Origin of the sequence: Spiroplasma apis B31 (assembly GCF_000500935.1) — a bacterium.
Lineage (GTDB): Bacteria > Bacillota_I > Bacilli_A > Mycoplasmatales > Mycoplasmataceae > Spiroplasma_A > Spiroplasma_A apis.
The window spans coordinates 201,250-218,702 of the sequence record NC_022998.1; the positions used below are offsets into that span (position 1 = coordinate 201,250).

The window sequence follows — 17,453 nt, forward strand, 5'->3', positions numbered from 1 at the left end:
TTTTTGTTTAAGAGAGTAGTTAAAAAATATTTATTCATGACTTTATTCTTTATGATAATTTTACTTTCATTGATTTTTGAGATAATCATTATGAAATATATCTCAAGTGAAAAATATTTTGATTATAACCCTGTCAGCATGTTTTTTAAGTTGCTATTATATAAAACAATTTTATGTTCAGTTTTTGTGATTCTGTTTTCATTTATGATAACTCAACATTTTTTATTTGACGATAGGCAAAAATCAATTTTAAGTTTAGAGATAAAATCTGGTGTTGGTTTGAATAATAGTTTGTTATTGAGGTGTATTGTAATTTTTTCTTTTATATTTTTTTTAATAATTAGTATGTTGGTCGTTGACTCTATATCATTGATATGAATACCTCACAATCTTAGATATATTCAAAAAGCAATATTAACAAAGTATAGTTTTTACATATTATTAGCAATAATGACAGTTGCTGTTACTTTCTTTTTGTTAAACTTTGTAAATGAGTATTTAGTTTATATTTTAGTCGGTGTACTTTCTTTTTTCACACCTTTGTCATCTTTCTTTAATTCTTTAATTTTAGATTCTAACTCTAATTTACAAAATATACAATCTAACTCAACTTCATTAAATAATAATTCATTAATATATAAAAAACTATATAAATTAGCTAACAACTTGAATGAAGATGAAAACTTTAATAAGCTTTTCTCAATAGATTTTGATATAAAAAATTTAAAAAACTTTTCTATCTTGCAAGGCAATCTTTTAAATGATGATTTTATGAATCTAGTTGAAAAAAAAGCGCCGGAGTTTAAAGAGTTTTTATCCTACGCACATGAATATTATTTGACAAAAGAACAGCACTTAATTAAAAATATAGATTTTAGTAACTTTATATTTAATAAAAATGATAATATTATTAATTATGATTTTTCTTATTTTTTTAACATACTAAATAGTTTTGAAAACAACATTGACAATATTAAATACAAAAAATTCATAAACTATTTTATACCGTTTTCAAAAGAGTTTTTAGTGTTAAATTCATTCTCTAAAGATATTTTTGTAGATTCAAGTGGAACAGCTAAACTTACACCCTATATTTGAAAAAGTGATATCAACAAATACGCGAACCTTGATGAGATCTCGTTATATTATTTTATATCAATGACTTTTAATTTACTTTATAATTACTCTAACAATGAAATTATAGAAACGATGTTACCTCAAAATCAAAAAGGTTTAGTTAACCAAATTAAAACTCATTTATATTTAAATCCAATGCTTTTGTATAATAACATAACATACGGTGGAATGTATAATTTAGAAAATGAGCAAATTTCAATTATCAATAATAACACTAATGAATTCTTAATATTAAGAAATTATTATGAGTTCAATCTCAAAACAAATTATGAAAACAAAACAAATTATAATATACTAAATCACAATATCAAGAACATCACAATATTTAGTTATGAAGGATTTTATTTATTTATTGTTTTAATAGCCACAGCAATTTTATATTTAAATTATTTTAGACTTAAAAGAATATTAATCGAGTAAAGGGAGAAACAGTTATGATTGAAATAAAAAACTTAAGTAAAAAATACAAATTCAATAAAAAATCAGCCTTAGAGAATATCAGCTTTAAAATCAATGAGAAAGAAGTTTGCTTATTTTGCGGACCTAACGGAGCGGGTAAAACAACCACTATAAAAGCGCTTTTTCAAGAGTTAAATTATAAAGAGGGTGAAATTAAATACAATAATGAGATAATGTCTAACAAAGACTTGAGAGATTTTGCGTTTTTCCCAGATAGCAATAATATCCCGTTATCATTAACGGTTAGACAATATATCGAGTATATTGGTAATATACATAGGATAAATAAAAGTAAGTTAGAAGAAAAATTGTCTTTCTTAGTAGATTTTTTTGGATTAGAAGAACACATCAATAAAAAGTTGAAACAACTAAGTGGTGGATGAAAAAAAAGAGCTATCTTTGCCGGTACATTGGTCAATGAACCAAAATACATCTTTATGGATGAACCAACTGCTAATTTAGATATTGGCTCAAAAGAATATTTTGTTAGAATTGTGGAGGAACTAAATAAAAAAGGAGTAACGTTTTTTATTACCACACATCAAATCGAGGATTTCTCAGAGATAACTGATCACTTGATTTTAATTAACAATGGAAAAATATTATATGATGAGTTTTTAGATTCTAATAAGGCTGACGCTAAAAAAATTTATTTAAAATATATCAAAGATGAGTCTAAGGATGTAAAGAATATTGATAATCTATATAAATAAAATGTTCTTTCTATTTCATGAATAATCTGATTTAATGAAGAACAAGTGGGTTAGTTATAATAAATAACCTAACTAAAATTTGAGATACAGATAGTAATATAGAATCTCTATGGTCAATTTAAAATCTTTGAGGCATGACTTGAAATTACTCTATTGCATTACAAGCGTTAGTTAAATATTTATTCAATTTGAAGTTTTCTAAATGTTTTTCTAAACTCGTATTCTTTGTTTTTAAATATTAGATCATAAATACTCTTTATTTTTGTTCTATCTTCTCATATAAAGTATTGTCCATTTTTTTAAGAATATAAGACATATGGTTCCACGCTTCTAGTTAAGGTTTTTTATTCATTTCCATTTTTTTTGCGTTTATGTATGACGAGATTTTTAAACACATCATGTCTTTATCTTGTTATTCATACTATATAAAAAAACACCTTACTATAAATCCGAATAAAAAATATCTTTTTTTAGTTGATTTATTTCAGATGTTTATATAGGGTTCTTATTGTGAAACACATCCTAAGAGAGTTGCGTTTGTTAAATCTTTTGAGAATTCGAACTTAGTTTGGTAATTGATGTCATATGTTACTCGTAATGTTCGTTTAAATATATTTTCAAAAAATCTTTTATTATTTTCTGCAACACTACCGCCCACAACAATCAACTCAGGATTGAAAAAATAGATAGCAGTTGCAAATAATTGTACTAATTTATTTTCTATTTCTTTAAAAAAATCATTAACAATTGGATTGCTATTTTGATCTAAAAGCTCAAAAGCTTGTTTTGCTGATGAGACATTAACTCCTCTTAAACTTAGCTGCTTAACTATATTATTTCCGCTTGCAAAATACTCAATACCAACTCTATCTGTGTCTTCTTTTGAATTATTAAGGTCAGGTATTGCGTTTGCAATCTCACAAGCCATTGATTTGTATCCGTTAAATATTGCACCCTTGTATATGAATCCAGATCCGATACCGGTAGAAATTGTGAAATATAGAAGGCTTTCGTTGTTTTTGTTACCTCTAACTACTCATTGACCTAATGCTGCAATATTTGCATCATTATTTATTGATATTTTGTTAATGTCTAAATTCAATTTTTTTGCAAGAGTAACTTTAATGTTTTTTCCATTTCAATCGGGAAGGTTTGGTGAATTTAAAATCAAACCAGTTTGTATATCTAATGGTCCCGGAGAACAAATTCCTACAAATGATATATCTTCCTCAATTTTTCAAGAAGTAATTACTTCGTAAATTTCTTGAATTGATTGGTTAAAATCATTTGGTTTTGTTTCAAATGTTTGTACAGACTCGATAACATTATTTTGAATCAACCCAACTCTTATGGTAGTACCACCAATATCTATTGCTATTTTCATATGTGACTCCTTTTAAAAAAATTTTACCAAAAATTGATAGGTGTTTAGGGTATTAAATCAAAAAAATATATTATCAAAATATCTACAAATAACAAGATATTTCTAGTAAAATGGATTAGTGTTATAAAACATTGGGGGGCAATAATAGTGGATAAAACAAAAATAAGAAACTTTAGTATAATTGCTCATATCGATCATGGTAAATCAACTTTGGCAGATAGGATTCTAGAATTAACTGGAGCTGTAGACAAACGTGATATGCAAGCGCAATTACTTGATTCCATGGATATAGAGCGTGAAAGAGGAATCACTATAAAATTGAATTCAATTCAGTTGAGGTATAAGGCAAAAGATGGTAACGAGTATATATTCCATTTAATTGATACTCCTGGACATGTTGATTTTACATACGAAGTATCTAGAAGTTTGGCTGCATGTGAAGGAGCCTTATTGGTTGTTGATGCTAGTCAAGGTATTGAAGCCCAAACACTTGCTAATGTTTATTTAGCTATAGATAATAATCTAGAAATAATACCAATTATAAATAAAGTTGATTTACCAGCTGCAGAACCAGATAGGGTAAAAGAAGAGATTGAATCAGTTATTGGTATAGATTGTTCTAATGCTCCAATGATAAGTGCAAAAACAGGACTAAATGTTAGCGATGTTTTAGAAGCTATAGTAAACTTTATTCCGTTTCCACTAGATGCAGATGACAAAAAACCTTTGAAAGCTCTAATATTTGATTCTTATTATGATAAGTACCGTGGAGTTATGGCTTCTATAAGAATAGTTGAAGGAACAGTTAAAGTAGGACAAGAAATTAAAATGATGCAAAGTGGTGCTGTATATGAAGTAACTGAGCTAGGTGTTAAAACTCCTTTTGAAATTAAAAAAACAAGTCTTGAAGCTGGTGAAGTTGGTTGATTAGCGGCTTCTATCAAGACTGTTAGAGATGTTCATGTTGGTGATACGATCACCACCAAAGAAAATGGCGCAACAGAACCATTGCCAGGCTATAAAAAAATGAACCCAATGGTTTATTGCGGTATTTACCCAATTGATACAGCGAAATATAAAGATTTAAAAGATGCTCTTGAGAAAATTTCTTTAAGTGACGCTAGCCTTGTTTATGAAGCGGAAAGTTCACAATCACTTGGCTTTGGATTTAGATGTGGATTTTTGGGATTGCTTCATATGGATGTAATTCAAGAAAGGCTCGAGAGAGAATATGATTTAACATTGATTGCAACTGCGCCATCAGTCGTTTACAAGATTACTCAAACTGACGGAAACATTATTGAGATCGATAATCCCGCACACTTACCAGATCCCCAAAAAATTAGCACTATAGAAGAACCTTATGTAAAAGTGTCAATAATGACACCAGACCAATATTTAGGTGATTTGATGGGATTATGTCAAGATAAAAGGGGTATATATGTAGATATAGATTACATTGATGACAACCGAAGAACCTTATTCTATGAAATGCCATTAAATGAAATTGTATTTGATTTTTTCAATAAGTTAAAGTCAATTTCAAAAGGATATGCATCCTTTGACTATGAACTAATCGGTTATAAAGTCTCTAAACTTGTTAAAATGGACATTCTTCTGAATAGTGAAGTCGTAGATGCATTATCTACTATTGTCCACAAGGATTTCGCTTATCACAGAGGAAAAGTTCTTACTGAAAAACTTAAAGAAATAATACCACGTCAAAATTTTGAAGTTCCAGTACAAGCGGCAATTGGAAGTAAAATTATTGCTCGTGAAACCATTAAGGCAATGAGAAAAAATGTCCTAGCAAAATGTTATGGAGGGGATATATCACGTAAGAAAAAATTATTAGAAAAACAAAAAGAAGGTAAGAAGAGAATGAAAGCAATTGGTTCAGTAGAAGTTCCTCAAGAAGCTTTTATTGCGGTTTTGAAACTCGATGACTAATATCAATGATAGATATACTTATAATTGAAAGTAACAACCTTATAATTTAAACTTCTAATTAGGTAGAATTTTATTGCTATTGCTTATTCCTTAACTAAAATATATAATTAAATCAACAAGAAAGGGTATAAAGAATGAAGAAGTTTAGTTTAGTAAAAATTGTTATAACTTTATTGTCAACAGTTTTTTGTGTAATATTATTGCCCTTTTTTAGCATAAATAGTTCTCTTCAATTAGTAGTTAATAACTCAAGTATCTCAAAGTTGACTTATTTTATATTAGCATTTGGCTCATTAAATTTTATATTGTCACTTTTAATTATTTTATTACAAAAGAAAAACACAATTATATTAAAATGATTTGGTTTTCTTAATTTATTAGCTTTAATATTAGCTTTGGCTTTTCAATTGACATTTGCACCTACATTTTTTTCTATGGTCTCAATAATTTTAATTGCTGTTGACTTTGTTGTTCTTACAAGCTCTATTTATTTAAATTTTGATAACAATGTTGTTAGTCAAAAAGTTAGCAATGAACAGTTTTTACAACAAGAAACTACCCAACCTAACCCTAACCAAGGTAATTTAAGAGTTCAAAATCAAAACGACGAGGATTTAAAAACAAAAATAAACAACTTGAAGTCTAGTTTGATAAAAAGTTATGACGAAGCTATTGAAGAAATTGAAAAAACTGGTTCATTAAATGGTATGGACCTTGGGGATGTTGAGATTAATAATCAAAATGAAGTTCCCAAAATAGAGCCTTTTGTCCTAACAGAAAGCCAAGAAGTAGAAGTCAAAAAAGACACAATCTCTAAAAGGGAAGTTTACGAAGATGACGTCATTTGAGACAGTTTTAAAAATGACGATTATGAAAGTATTAGTTCAACTTCTTTAGCTAGAAAAGATCCTTTATCAGATGGATACAAGTTTATTTCTAGAAGAGTTCGTGAAGAAAGCGACAAGCATTAAAAGAATTTGGCAAACAACCCAAATTCTTTTTTTAAAGTTGTAGAAAAAATAGATGGGAGTAATGATTATGGAAAATGCACTAAATCTGAACTTAAAAAATTCAAAGCAAGTAAAAAAAGAAAAAAAACTTGCCAAGAAAAATGAAAAAAAGGCAATTAGATATAAACCTACAAAAAGTATCACAATAACTTTTATTTATTTATTCAGGCTTTGTATGATCGCTTATTGAATTATTGTTCCAATCTTTTTCGCACTTATCTTCTATTATGACCCCGGTGTTAAACCACTATTTAAGTATGTAGTTATGGTATTATTTGCGAAAATATCTATCGTAGATGGAGAATATATAATTACAAATGATGTAGAGAAACTTGCCTCTTTGTTAATATGAATTATCACTCCGTCGATATGATTTGTTAGTTTTCTCTTAATTTATTTATTTGTTTATAAACCATTTTTCAAGAAAAAAACCTATGGTAAGAGAGCGTATTTAGCTTTTAGATTCTTTTTTTGGTCAATTTTATTAACTGCATCGATATACATAATTTGATTCTCTATCGATTTTTTACCTCACAAACCTTCCGAGGGTATTGGTAATGGTTTTATAAATCCGAGCGATAAATATTGAAGTGCCGCAAAAGAGAATTTCTCACCATGAAATGGATGGATGATATTTTTCCAATGTATACAAGCTATATTACTATTTTTTGGAATATATACAGCTATAGAAGCAGATCTGATTAGAAGAAGAAAACTAGATTTTAATGAATTATTCAAGTCTGATATTAATGATAGAAGTATTGTTAATCAAGTTTTAGAAGGTAGACTTGAGTTTGGGCAATATGATTCTGCTTCTTTGAAAAAAGATTTGAAAGAACTAAAAACCAAAATGAAAGAAGAAGAGGTTGAGCGAAAAATCAAACAATATGAAAAGGAAGATGCTTTAAAGGCAACTTATAAGCTTAATAAAAAGAATGGCAAAGCTAAAAAAAATACTAAGTTATAAAGGTGAAAAAATAGCATATTATTTGGTTTTGCGTCAACAAAAATACATTAGACTTAAAATAGAAAATGAACAAATAATAATTTCTGCCCCATTAGGTGCTCATGATTGAGAAATTGAACATTTAATATATAAAAATATCTCAAAAATCATGAAGATTATTGAGTTAAACAAAAATCATAGAAACATACAAATAGAACACCCAAGTTTTGTCAAAATATTAGGAGAAAGAAAAGAAGTAACCTTTGTGAATGATAAAAAACTTCTTGATAACAACTCATTTATGTTATATGAAACGAGTGAAGAAACCATTAAAAAGATGTATAAAAAGTTAGCTATACAGAAATATAATTATTTTTTGAGCAGACTTCATCATTGAAAAACCATAATGGGCTTAGAGTTTGAAAACTTTACCTTGAAAGAGATGAAAGGTAAGTGAGGAATTTGTTATCCTTCGCAATCTAAAATAGTTTTAAACATAAGATTGATTCACTATCCACAAATTGCGATTGATTATGTTGTAATACATGAGTTAAGTCACTTGGTACATAAGAATCACTCAAAAGACTTTTGATATTTAATTGAAAAATATCTACCAAATTATAAAAGTGTTAGTGAACTATTAAAAGTGAATGTTTTATAAAGTATAATTTAATAAAGATGGGAGATATATTTCGATGGTATGGAAGAAAAATTTCAAAAAAATAAAGAAAGAAAAGCCCAAAAAAAAGTTTGTTTATGAATTCTCGGAAGGAGAATCTAGTTTTATTGAATGAAACAGATCATTGGAAGAGGTAAATCACTGAAATGTTGAAAATCTTGTTGGTTTAATTGAGAATTATAATTTAGAGCTAAAAAATGTTCTTAGTTCTCAAACAATACCAACAGTTAAGGAAAATGGTTTCAAATGAGATTTCAAGAAATACTCAATTTCAGAAAGCTTTTTTTCATATCCAGCAACCAGTCTCTTTAAAAACGTTTTCGACTTTCTAAAACAAAAAGTTGGAGTATTTGGAGCTACTCTTGGTATAACATCTCTTTCAAAATTTAATTACTATGTTACTCTTAGATTTTGGAAGGTTTTTAATTATACATTCACCAATAATGATTTGAACGATAATAACATACTTAGGGTATTTGATGTAATGCAAAGAACCACACTTGATGCTTATGAAGGGATAATTGAAAAAATCTTAATACTTTTAGAAGGTATTGAAGTCTCTCCATATAGGCATCACTTATTGATAGAGGAAGTTTTGGAATTAGGTCAAGATTTCACATATCATTGAAGCAGAATGTTGGATCAGGTGATTGATTTGACTTTAGAAACATTTGTTTTTCAAAAAGAATACGGCAAGACGAGTTCATCTACTTATACTTACGAAGAACCAGAAGAAGAAAATTTTGAAGACTTTTTTGAAAAAACAAAAACAATGGTTTTCAATGACGAAGTTAATGATGCTTTTGCTTACTTTGATTTATCGAAAATGGACCCGCCAAACGAGTTTAAAAGAGTTTATAGAAAACTTGCAAAAAAATACCATCCAGATGTTAATCCTGACCCAAGCGCAGCTAATGAAATGAAAAAAATTAATATGTTCAAAACTATAATTGAGCAGTACTACGAAAAGTACGATATTTTTTAATGTAATTAGAAATTTAATTAAATGTATTATGGATGATAATTCAATTAATAAAAAAATATATCTAAATTTTCATTTTGATAAACTCCGCAAGAAAATTTTTTTTAACTTTATAAATACAATTTAAAACTAATAAATTGTTGGTCAAAAAATATATAATAGAGTGAGTAATTTATTATTGGTTATAAAATAGGTACTATGTTTATCAAAGCAACTATAAAAAGTTTACTAAGTAAATTTTCATAATAGTTTATTTAAAATGACCTTGCTGATAATATGATATTCAACTTATGAACCATATTAACAGTGTATATAAGTTATTGTGTTTACATAATTACTTATTGAAAGGATTAAAGTTATGAGTTATAGAGAGTGGGAATATTATAGTTTCATTCCTTATGAAACTATAAATAAAGAAGTTTTTATATTATTGTCTCTCTTCGGAGAAGATAATAAGTTTTTACAAGCCATACAAAAAAATTGATTCAAATATAAAGATGTGGCAATGTTTAGAAATTATATAGAAACAGCATTTGAACAAATAGAGGTAGAAAATAAAGCTGAAGTTGACCGTGATAGTCTTAGTTGTCTCTTGAGAATGATGTCGATATGCGATACGTTTACAGATTATGAATATATTTATGGCATAACAAGAGATTATTATATAGAAACTAAAAAAAATCAACAAAAAGAGTTGCGTCTCTATGATTACTCATTCAAACAATATTTTGATTTATTAATTAAAGGCTTCAAAGAAGAGTTAAAAGATATCAAAGTTCCATCTCGTTATGTAACAAAAACAGGCGAAATTTCTAGAACTATGGAAGGTATAAAAGGTATAAAAGATTTTAAAAAAGTTATTAAAGAAAATTACAAAATAAATGACTTAATAAGTGACTTACTTGATGACCTTGAGGATGATAGTGACGGTAACTCAGAGTTTGAAAGTGACCACGAAGTTGTCTTATATAATTTTGCAATATATTACTCAACTAAATTCTACTTTGGTTTACTTTTAAGAGAAAAAATAATTTTAGTTGAAGAAAAAAATACAAATTGTATAATCGAAGAATACAAACCACTTATCGAAGAAGATGATATGAGGCTAACCGAAACACAAATGTTGACGGATCAATCATTGGAAATATTTTATAAAACGTTGAAAAACTAAACACTAGGAGTCTTGATATGAGAAAACATCTGAAATTTCCGTTTTGTTGCAAAGAAGACTCAATTTTCTTTTCTACACTGTTTGAAAACTATATAAGCCAAAGGGAAGATAATAATGGATTTTCAATAATCAATGAAGATTATAAATTATACAGTATATTAAGTGATAGTGATCTAGAATTGCTTTTTGCAAGACAAGAAGAAAAAATATCTAAACTAAAAGCCAACATCTTAGAAGAAGTTGAAAAAAAGTTTAGAAATGTAGCAGGCTTACTATTTATTTATTACATAAAGTTACTTTTCAATAAGTTACCTTCAAAGCTAGATAAATCAGCTTTTTTAAACTTTATCGAAGGTCAAAGTATTTATTTACACACAAGTTTAATTTCAAGCGAAGCCGAAAGACTTATTGAGTTTATAAAAATATTAATTAAGGATATCAGTGTTTATGAAGCGGCAAATATATAGAATTTATTTGTAAAATAATCTAGTTTTGTATATATTAGTTGCACATAATTTGATATGATTTTTTTGTTATACGATTTTTAGGAGAACCAGATTATGAATAAAAAAATTATAAACATTGCTGTTATTGCCCATGTAGACGCAGGTAAATCAACCTTGGTTGATGCTTTCTTAAGTCAATCAGGAGTATTTAGAGCAAATGAAGAAGTTAAAGAGCAAGTTATGGACAGTAATGATCAAGAAAGAGAACGAGGAATTACTATTTATTCTAAAAACTGTGCTATTGAATATAATGAATACAAAATTAATATTGTGGATACACCAGGTCATGCCGATTTTTCTAGTGAAGTTGAAAGAATTATGAAAACTGTTGATACAGTAATTTTGTTAGTAGACTCAGCAGAAGGTCCAATGCCACAAACAAGATTTGTTTTATCAAAAGCATTAGAACTTGGTTTAAGACCAATTTTATTAATTAATAAGATAGATAAAAAAGACCAAAGAGCTATGGAAGTTGTTGATGAAGTTCTAGAGTTGTTTATGGAACTAAATGCAAATGATGAGCAAATTGAATTCCCAACTTTATTTGGAGTTGCTAGAGAAGGAAAAGTACAATATTCATTGGATGAACCTAGTGAAGATTTATCTCCATTGTTTGAAACTATTATCAAACAAGTAGGTAATTATCCCTTAGAACTTAGTCAAGAACCAGTGCAATTGCAAATTTCTTCTCTTGCTTATGACTCATTTATTGGGAGATTGGGAATTGGAAGACTTTTCAAAGGAGTACTTAAAGAAGGACAACAAGTATCAATATCAAAAAACGATGGATCAGTTATAAAAGGTAAACTATCAGGTTTATTTATATATCAAGGAATGAAAAGAGTCGCTGTTAAAGAAGCGCAAGCTGGAGAAATAGTTGTTGTTTCGGGTATAAGTGATTTGACCATTGGTGATACTATCTGTGACCCTAATAACATTGTTCCTCTTCCACCAATCATCATTGAAGAACCTACAATGAGTATGAATTTCTTAGTAAATACTTCACCTTTTGCTGGACGAGTTGGTAAATATGTTACAACTAGAAACATAAAAGAAAGATTAGATAAAGAACTTGAAGTCAACGTTGGTTTAAGGGTTGAACCACTAAGTGATTCATCTGCTGATGGGTTTAAAGTTTTGGGTAGAGGTGAACTTCACCTATCAGTCTTAATCGAAACTATGAGAAGAGAAGGTTTTGAACTAGGTATCTCAAGACCTGAAGTTGTTTTTAGAAAAGACGAAAATGGAAACAAACTTGAACCTATGGAAAAGGTAATAATTGATGTACCAACTGAATACGCTGGAACAGTAATAAATAAATTGAATATCAGAAAAGGTTTAATGTTAGACATGGACAGTGATGGAGTTAGAGATAAAGTAACTTATATAGTTCCAACAAGGGGTCTAATAGGTTTTAAATCTGAATTTACAAATGACACTAGAGGAGAAGGTGTTATGGTTAAATCTTTAATGGGGTATGAACCATATAAAGGAAAAATCGAGGGAAGAGTTAATGGTACATTAGTTTCAATGGCCAATGGTGTAACATTACCTTATGCATTGAATAACTTGGAAGAAAGAGGTATATTGTTTGTCGGACCACAAGTAGAGGTATACGATGGAATGATTGTTGGTCTTCACTCAAGAGATAATGACCTTAATGTTAATCCTACAACAGGAAAAAAACTAACAAATACAAGAGCATCAGGAAGTGATGATTCTGTTAAGTTAACTCCACCAAAAAAATTCACTCTTGAAGAAGCGCTTGAATTTATTGAGTGAGACGAATTAGTTGAAGTTACCCCAGATGACATTAGATTAAGAAAAAAATGACTATCAGAAAACGAAAGAAAACAACATAGAAACGATCCTCATTAGGGGATTTTTCTATTTTTTATAAGAATTCTGAAAAATATTCTAATGATTCTCACAAAAATCTTTTCATTTCAGTATTTTTTAGGGTTATTATAAAAAGGTAAGGAGAAAAAAATATGTCAAAAATAGTTAATATAGTTGCACGTGAAGTATTAGATTCACGTGGATTTCCAACAGTTCAAGTTGATGTAACAACAGAATTTGGTGGATTTGGATCAGCTAAGGTACCATCAGGTGCATCAACTGGTTCAAGAGAAGCATTAGAATTAAGAGATGGAGATAAAAAACGCTACAATGGAAAAGGTGTTTTAAAGGCCGTTGACAATGTAAATAAAAAAATAGCAAACGAAATTATAGGTATGGAAGTTACAGACCAAATAGCAATTGATAATGCAATGTGTAAATTAGATGGTGATGACTTTAAGAAAAACTTGGGAGCCAATGCAATTCTTGGAGTTTCTCTTGCGGTTGCAAAAGCAGCTGCTTCTGAATTAGAATTGCCTCTATACAGATACATTGGTGGAGTTAACGCAAGAAGATTACCTGTTCCAATGTTAAACGTAATAAACGGTGGTGAACACGCTGACAGTGCAATCGACTTCCAAGAATTTATGGTAATGCCTGTTGGGGCACCAACATTTAGTGAAGCATTAAGATGAGCTTCAGAAACTTTCCAAGCATTGAAATCATTACTACACGAAAAAAATGATATTACTGCAGTTGGTGATGAAGGGGGATTTGCTCCAAACTTTGCATGAGCTTATCCAGAAGAATCATTAGAAGCTTTCAAAAGTAAAACACCTGCTGAGGTTGCTTTAGATCTTTTAGTAGAAGCAATAGAAAAAGCAGGATATAAAACTGGAAAAGAAGGAATTATGATCGCAATGGATTGTGCGAACTCAGAATTATACATTGATGGTAAATACCACTTCAAAAAAATTGAAAAAGTTACAGGTAAAGAATGAGCAATGACTACTGACGAAATGATTGCTTACCTAGATAAACTTGTGGATACTTACCCAATAATTTCAATAGAAGATGGTTTAGCAGAGTCTGATTGAGAAGGATTCCAAAAACAAGTTAAAACTATGGGACATAAAATTCAAATCGTTGGTGACGACTTATTTGTAACAAATCCTAAAATAACTGCTGAAGGAATTGAAAAAAGAGCCGCTAATTCAGTTTTAATTAAACTAAATCAAATAGGTTCATTAACTGAAACAATTGAAACAATTCAAATGGCGCAAAAAGCAGGTTGAACAGCAGTTACTTCACACCGTTCTGGTGAAACTGAAGATACAACAATTGCCGATTTAGCAGTTGCATTAAATACAGGTCAAATTAAAACAGGTTCAATGTCAAGATCTGATAGAATCGCTAAATATAATAGGTTGTTAGAAATTGAAGCAGAACTTGGTGATGCTGCAATATATGATGGAATGAAATCTTTCTATAACTTAACAAAATAAAATACTTAAACAACTAGTAAAGTAGTATGTTAATTTAGCTCCGCACACAAATGTGCGGAGTTTTTTTCGCCTGAACTCTATTGGTATTTAACTATCAATGACAAAAAATTCTTTATTAAAAGATTCGGTATATAAAAGTTCCTATAAATAGGTTACAATTTAAATGGTGAGAATTTTGAAGCTAAAAAAAGAAATAAATAAAAAAGTTGTGTACTGGGTTTTGGGTGTGGGTATCTTTATACCATTTTTTATTACCTTAGGAATTTATGATTTTAAAATTGCTGAGATTATAAAGACTAATATATATTCTCAATGAAATTGATTTAAGTATTCGTTTGATGTTGTTGGGAAAACTATTATCGCAATACCGATTTACTTAACTTTGTTCGTTTCTATTTTATGTTTTTTGAATTACTATCCTATTAGCAAAAGTTGGGGTAAAACTATCTTTGTTATTTTTCATCTGATAGTGATTTTAGGATTATTATCATATAGCATTGACAAAAGTTGATTCAACAACAAGTTTGACGAAAAAATCTTAATAGAAGTAATTGCCATTTCAATTATGTACTTAATAATATTCACATTTATACTAATAATAAACATAATAGTATTTAGAAAGAAACTGCATAAAGACAATTATTTTTTGTTTAATATGTCTCGAAAAACTACACATTTAGTTGTTTTTTTATTCCTATCATTCGTTACTGTTCAATTTCTTAAATATTTCTTTGGAAGACCAAGACCTTATCAAATATTTGAAAAAGAAGATCCTTTCATTTCTTTTAAGTATGTATTCGAAGTTTATTTTGGTGCTTCAAGAGGTAATAGCTTTCCCTCAGGTCATACGCAATCAACATTATCATTAATGGGATTACTGTTTTATTTAAACAAAAAAACAAAAAAACAAAAAAATATATATAAAGTTTTTTTCGTTGGAATAATATTTGTTACCATACTTGTTGCTATTTCAAGAATTCTAATTTTAGCTCACTTCGCAACTGATACTTTATTCTCAATAGGGCTAGTCTTGATTTATTTTTATACTACCCCTTTAATAATTGAAAGTTTTAAAAAGAGGTTTAGAAAAAATGGCTAAGTTTTATGGTTTGGATGTTGGGAGTAAGACTATTGGTGTAGCATATAGTGAAGGGTATTTTGCAAATGTTCACTCTACTATAAGATTTAAAGAGGATGACTTTTCAGAAGCGGTTGAACAATTTATGAAAATTGTAAATCAAGAAAACTTTGAAAAAATAATAATAGGTTATCCTAAAAATATGAACGGAAGTTTAGGTCACAGAGTTGAAATGGTAGACTTATTCATTGATACCTTAGTAGAAGAAGGCGGTATCCAAAAAGACAAAATTGTACTGATTGATGAAAGGCTAACAACAAGGATGGCAAAAGCCTTGATGATTGAAGCTAATTTATCAAGGAAAAAGCAAAAGGTAAATAAAGATCAAATCGCCGCAAAACTTATCTTAGAGACTTTCTTGCAACAAAATAAGTAGTATAATAAATAAGTATTTTGGAGGTACAAATGAAGCATCCATTAGTAAAAAAAATAATATTTACAAATGAACAAATTGAAGCTAGGACAAAGCAATTAGGAGAAGAGATTACTAATTATTATAAAAACTCAAAAGTTAAGGAAAACACTGTTATTTTGATTGGTTTATTAAAAGGCTGTGTTCCTTTTTTATCAACATTTATGAAGTATTTCGACTTTCAATGTCAAAGTGAGTATATGGCGGTGTCATCTTATTTAGGGGGAACCAAAACCTCTGGCGAACCTAAAATTAACCTAGATTTGAACTTATCTTTAAAAGATAAACATGTCTTGATAGTAGAGGACATAGTTGATTCTGGAATCACATTAAATTATATAAAACAATATTTGTCTCTTAAAGGGGCAAAAGAAGTTAAAATAGTTTGTCTGTTAGATAAACCCGAAGGAAGAAAAATCGACATAAAACCCGATTGGTTTGGTTTTGAAGTAGAAAATCAATTTCTAATAGGATATGGACTAGACTATCAAGAAAGATTACGTAACTTGCCTTATGTAGCCGTATGTGATATTGAAAAACTTGAAGATTGAAAATGATAACTAACGTTATCATTTTTTTAAACAAAATTTTAGGCCACAAAGAACAAAAAGTTATATAATGTTAGAGAATATGGAGGCAAAATAATGATTAAAAAAATCGGAGTTTTAACTTCTGGAGGTGACGCTCCGGGAATGAATGCTGCAATTGCAGCAGTAATTAAGTCGTCAATTGCCAAAGGGATCGAGCCTTATGTAATAAAAGACGGTTATAAAGGCTTGGTTGAAAATTGGATCGAAAAAGTAGACCTTGAATTCGCAGACAATATTATCGCCAAAGGTGGTACCGTAATTGGTTCTGCCAGATTACCTGAATTTAAAGAAGAAAACGTTAGAGCTAAAGCTGTAGAAAATCTTAAAAACAAAGGTATTGAAGCTTTAGTAGTTATTGGTGGAGATGGTAGTTACCAAGGTGCAGAAAAACTTACTAAAATGGGTATAAATTGCATAGGATTGCCAGGTACCATAGATAATGATATCGTTTCTTCTGACTTTACAATTGGATTTGATACTGCTTTGAACACAGTTGTAAGGTCTATTGATGCCATTAGAGATACAATGCAATCACACAATAGATGTAGTGTTGTTGAAATAATGGGAAATGGATGTGGTGATTTAACTTTATTTGCCGCAACAGCAACGGGTGCAGAAGTTTTTTCAACAACAGAAAGTACTTTGACTGAAGAAGAAGTCATTAATCAAGTACTGGATTTAGCAAAGAAGAAAAAAAGAAGCGTAATAGTGGCTGTAGCAGAAAAAGTTTACAAAGATGTTCACATGTTGGCTGAAAAAATAGAGAAAGCAACAGGATATGTAACAAGAGCGACAGTATTAGGACATGTACAAAGAGGTGGAGTTCCATCTGCAATGGATAGATATTTAGCAACTAATGCAGGTATCTTTGCAGTAGAACAGTTAGTTGCAGGTAAAGGTGGTTTATATATCGGAATGAGTGAAAATAAATTAGTAGCTAGAAATATTGAGTCAACCTTAAATATGCCAAAAGTAGATAAAACTGAAGAATATCAAAAAATAAGACAAATAAATAAAGCATTATAAACTATA

At 29.0% G+C, this 17,453-nt stretch carries 16 protein-coding genes; 15 read left to right on the top strand and 1 reads right to left on the bottom strand.

The features are described 5' to 3' along the window. The first annotated feature begins 90 nt into the window (after nt 1-90). Nucleotides 91-1,557: a hypothetical protein gene (locus tag SAPIS_RS00900; protein ID WP_144083779.1), complete on the top strand. Its 1,467-nt coding sequence runs from the start codon at nt 91-93 to the stop codon at nt 1,555-1,557. 14 nt (nt 1,558-1,571) lie between these two features. Next, nucleotides 1,572-2,309 carry an ABC transporter ATP-binding protein gene (locus SAPIS_RS00905; RefSeq protein WP_023788947.1) on the top strand — a complete coding sequence of 246 codons (738 nt, stop codon included), beginning with the start codon at nt 1,572-1,574 and terminating at the stop codon, nt 2,307-2,309. A 505-nt stretch (nt 2,310-2,814) separates the two neighbouring features. On the opposite strand, the gene SAPIS_RS00910 is transcribed toward SAPIS_RS00905, so the two are convergent. Continuing rightward, nucleotides 2,815-3,693 carry an ROK family protein gene (locus tag SAPIS_RS00910; RefSeq protein ID WP_023788948.1) on the bottom strand — a complete coding sequence of 293 codons (879 nt, stop codon included), beginning with the start codon at nt 3,691-3,693 and terminating at the stop codon, nt 2,815-2,817. A 147-nt stretch (nt 3,694-3,840) separates the two neighbouring features. On the opposite strand from SAPIS_RS00910, the gene lepA reads away from it, so the two are divergent. From lepA to pfkA, 13 genes are all read left to right on the top strand, one after another. Continuing rightward, nucleotides 3,841-5,643 carry a translation elongation factor 4 gene (lepA, locus tag SAPIS_RS00915; protein WP_023788949.1) on the top strand — a complete coding sequence of 601 codons (1,803 nt, stop codon included), beginning with the start codon at nt 3,841-3,843 and terminating at the stop codon, nt 5,641-5,643. Between the two features lie 134 nt (nt 5,644-5,777). After that, nucleotides 5,778-6,614, top strand: a complete 837-nt coding sequence (locus SAPIS_RS00920) for a hypothetical protein (RefSeq protein ID WP_023788950.1) — start codon at nt 5,778-5,780, stop codon at nt 6,612-6,614. Between the two features lie 67 nt (nt 6,615-6,681). Then, complete coding sequence (locus SAPIS_RS00925) at nt 6,682-7,620, top strand: hypothetical protein (protein ID WP_023788951.1); 939 nt, start codon at nt 6,682-6,684, stop codon at nt 7,618-7,620. Further along, entirely contained in the window at nt 7,589-8,260 is a 672-nt protein-coding gene (locus SAPIS_RS00930) for a M48 family metallopeptidase (RefSeq protein WP_023788952.1), read from the top strand. Before SAPIS_RS00925 ends, SAPIS_RS00930 begins: the two co-directional genes overlap by 32 nt. Before the next feature lie 34 nt (nt 8,261-8,294). Beyond that, on the top strand, nt 8,295-9,263 hold the full coding sequence (locus SAPIS_RS05500; protein ID WP_023788953.1) for a DnaJ domain-containing protein: 969 nt from the start codon (nt 8,295-8,297) through the stop codon (nt 9,261-9,263). Nucleotides 9,264-9,618: 355 nt separating this feature from the next. Beyond that, nucleotides 9,619-10,431, top strand: coding sequence for a hypothetical protein (locus SAPIS_RS00940; protein ID WP_023788954.1), 813 nt, complete (start codon nt 9,619-9,621; stop codon nt 10,429-10,431). 17 nt (nt 10,432-10,448) lie between these two features. After that, nucleotides 10,449-10,898: a hypothetical protein gene (locus SAPIS_RS00945; protein ID WP_023788955.1), complete on the top strand. Its 450-nt coding sequence runs from the start codon at nt 10,449-10,451 to the stop codon at nt 10,896-10,898. Between the two features lie 90 nt (nt 10,899-10,988). Beyond that, nucleotides 10,989-12,815 carry a translational GTPase TypA gene (typA, locus tag SAPIS_RS00950; RefSeq protein WP_041612568.1) on the top strand — a complete coding sequence of 609 codons (1,827 nt, stop codon included), beginning with the start codon at nt 10,989-10,991 and terminating at the stop codon, nt 12,813-12,815. Between the two features lie 113 nt (nt 12,816-12,928). Further along, on the top strand, nt 12,929-14,281 hold the full coding sequence (gene eno, locus SAPIS_RS00955; RefSeq protein ID WP_023788957.1) for a phosphopyruvate hydratase: 1,353 nt from the start codon (nt 12,929-12,931) through the stop codon (nt 14,279-14,281). Nucleotides 14,282-14,456: 175 nt separating this feature from the next. Further along, nucleotides 14,457-15,380: a phosphatase PAP2 family protein gene (locus tag SAPIS_RS00960; protein WP_041612569.1), complete on the top strand. Its 924-nt coding sequence runs from the start codon at nt 14,457-14,459 to the stop codon at nt 15,378-15,380. Beyond that, on the top strand, nt 15,373-15,795 hold the full coding sequence (ruvX, locus tag SAPIS_RS00965) for a Holliday junction resolvase RuvX (protein WP_023788959.1): 423 nt from the start codon (nt 15,373-15,375) through the stop codon (nt 15,793-15,795). Before SAPIS_RS00960 ends, ruvX begins: the two co-directional genes overlap by 8 nt. A gap of 29 nt (nt 15,796-15,824) precedes the next feature. Beyond that, nucleotides 15,825-16,391: a hypoxanthine phosphoribosyltransferase gene (hpt, locus tag SAPIS_RS00970; RefSeq protein WP_023788960.1), complete on the top strand. Its 567-nt coding sequence runs from the start codon at nt 15,825-15,827 to the stop codon at nt 16,389-16,391. A gap of 84 nt (nt 16,392-16,475) precedes the next feature. Next, entirely contained in the window at nt 16,476-17,447 is a 972-nt protein-coding gene (gene pfkA / locus SAPIS_RS00975) for a 6-phosphofructokinase (RefSeq protein WP_023788961.1), read from the top strand. Nucleotides 17,448-17,453: the final 6 nt, after the last annotated feature.